Here is a 2,127-nt window from a genome sequence, read left to right as displayed (position 1 = left end):
AAGAAGTCAGCAAGCTGCCCTGAGGGATCCCCTTATTCAGGATCCACTAGGGATCCCATGAACAACACGGTTTGGGCCGCTGGGTTGCCGCCGGATCCGGAGGCCACAATGGCAAACCAGAAGGGCCGATCTGCCACAAATTGAAAGGGCTCTTGCCGGTCGACAGCAGTCCGGGAGACGATCACCCCAGTAGCGGCTGCCGCCTCGGATCCCTCTTCGTTCACTTCAATTGCTGCTTTGTGCAGGACTTTGCTGATCCGCGCTGGCTCTGGGGTCATCTGGCTGAAATCGGCTCGGTTGGAAAAGGCAACTCCCAGGCCCAACTGCTGCAGAACTGAAGTGAGATCCGTTTCATAAGCCAATTCAAATCTCGGGATCCGCACCGAACCTGCACGGGGGCGCAGGGATCCCGTCCATTCTTGCCAAGTTTCCGGGCTCAGCTCTGCCCGCAGCGATTCCAGCTTCACTCCCTTCTTGGGCAGCAGGATCAGCATTTCCAGTTCTCCTTCCCCGTAGGGCAGGCTCACCACCTGCAACTGCTCGGTTTCCAGGTAGTCGTAACGACCTGATTGAACCATCATGGGTACTCGGACGCGGCGGCCATCCAACCGAGTAAAGGGCTGAGTTTGGGTGCGCTCCGGATCGAAGGGCTGAGTCCACTCGCCTTTGAAGTAGATGGCATTGAGCAAAACCATCAAATCCTCGCGGCTGAGGCGATCCACAATGCGGTTGATCTTGCCCTGGGTGCGCTCGGCCACCCAGCCGTTGATCTGGTTCACCGTTTGCCGGGATCCCAAATTCACCCGATTCACCACCGCTTGGTAGTAGGTGGCCAAAGCCTGCAAAAACTGGGGCTGTAAGGTGAGGGTTTGATCCACCCAGAGGCCGTTGGCCATTTGCACCTGGACTGGCCCTCCTGCCGGGGATCCCTCCGCCAGCCAGCCCACCATTTGGGCATTGCTCCAGTTCAACTCATTGAGGGAAAGGTCCTGTGCCTCCAGCACCTCGGCCATTGCCGTTTGAGTCTCCCCAGAGGCGCCGTTGTAGAGCATGCTCAGGGCCAGGCGGATGCTCAAGGGGGAGAAAAAGAGGTTCTCTTGGGGCTGCTGACGGAGCAGGTGATCAAACAGTTTCAGCGCAAAGCGGCTTTGGGCTTGTTGGGCCACGGTCTTTTCCCCATACCCTTCCCCATAGGTCACCGTTGGCTCAAAGGGAATCCGCACCGGGGTTTCCTGTGAACGGGATCCCATCCCGTGAGTGGGCCAGAGGCCCAGGCTCAGTAAACCCAGCAGAGCCAGAAGAGGGATCCGGCTCACCAAGGATCGATTAAACAGGTCTTTCATAGGGCTCTCCTGGCAGAGTCTATGGCTATGCTATCGGGTCGGTTGTGGACTTCCCTTGCCCGGGGCCGCCATTCCGGCTGCGCTCAAGGTGGAAAGACGCAGGCAGCTTCCGGCAAGCAAGAATTGGCAAGGCCCTCCCAGAGGGGAACTTTCTGCATCCGGTTGGCCAAGTCGCGGCAGCAGCGTCCGGCGCGATAGGATGAAGCCTGCACAGGAGAGTGCCACATGGTTCTGTTCACGATACACGTTCCAAAAGGGTGCAGAGTCGCCTTGGGCCTGGCTCTACTGCTCCTGGGATCCGGCTTGGGATGTACTGCTGCCACGGAGAGATCTCCCGCCTCACAAACTCAGGTAACCGAAGCCATCTCTCCATCCCCCCCAGCCATAGGGCAGCCCCAGCAACTGCCGGTTGAAGCCGAAGTCACCCTTGCCGGCCAACGCTTTGAGCTAGAGGTGGCCCGCACCCCTGAGCAACAGCGCTTGGGCCTGATGTTTCGCACCGATTTGCCGCCGGATCGGGGCATGTGGTTTCCCTTTGATCCGCCCCAGCCAGCTTCTTTTTGGATGTTCAACACCCTGATCAACCTGGACATCATTTTCCTTCACCAAGGCAAGGTGGTGTACATTGCCGCCGATGTGCCCGGCTGCCCCGCCCAACCCTGCCCCACCTATGGGCCGCCTCCTTCCCAGTTGGTGGACGGTGTGCTGGAGTTTCGCGGCGGGACGGCTGCCGCTTTGGGTTTGGCCGTTGGAGATCCGGTCGAGATCCGAGAGCTTCAGCCCG

The 2,127-nt window shown here is 59.4% G+C and carries 2 protein-coding genes; one reads left to right on the top strand and one right to left on the bottom strand.

From position 1 onward, the window contains the following. Window positions 1-32 precede the first annotated feature (32 nt). A complete protein-coding gene (locus NW820_RS11995; protein WP_414407600.1) occupies window positions 33-1,343 on the bottom strand; it encodes a serpin family protein in 1,311 nt (436 codons plus the stop codon). A gap of 270 nt (window positions 1,344-1,613) precedes the next feature. On the opposite strand from NW820_RS11995, the gene NW820_RS11990 reads away from it, so the two are divergent. Beyond that, window positions 1,614-2,127, top strand: a 514-nt coding sequence (locus tag NW820_RS11990; protein ID WP_414407599.1) for a DUF192 domain-containing protein, incomplete at its 3' end; no start/stop codon positions are given.

The sequence above is a fragment of the Synechococcus sp. R55.7 genome, from assembly GCF_047461955.1.
In the GTDB taxonomy this organism is placed as follows: domain Bacteria; phylum Cyanobacteriota; class Cyanobacteriia; order Thermostichales; family Thermostichaceae; genus Thermostichus.
The sequence above is the reverse complement of the archived record's forward strand: the minus strand, read 5'-3'. Positions and strand labels throughout refer to the sequence as shown.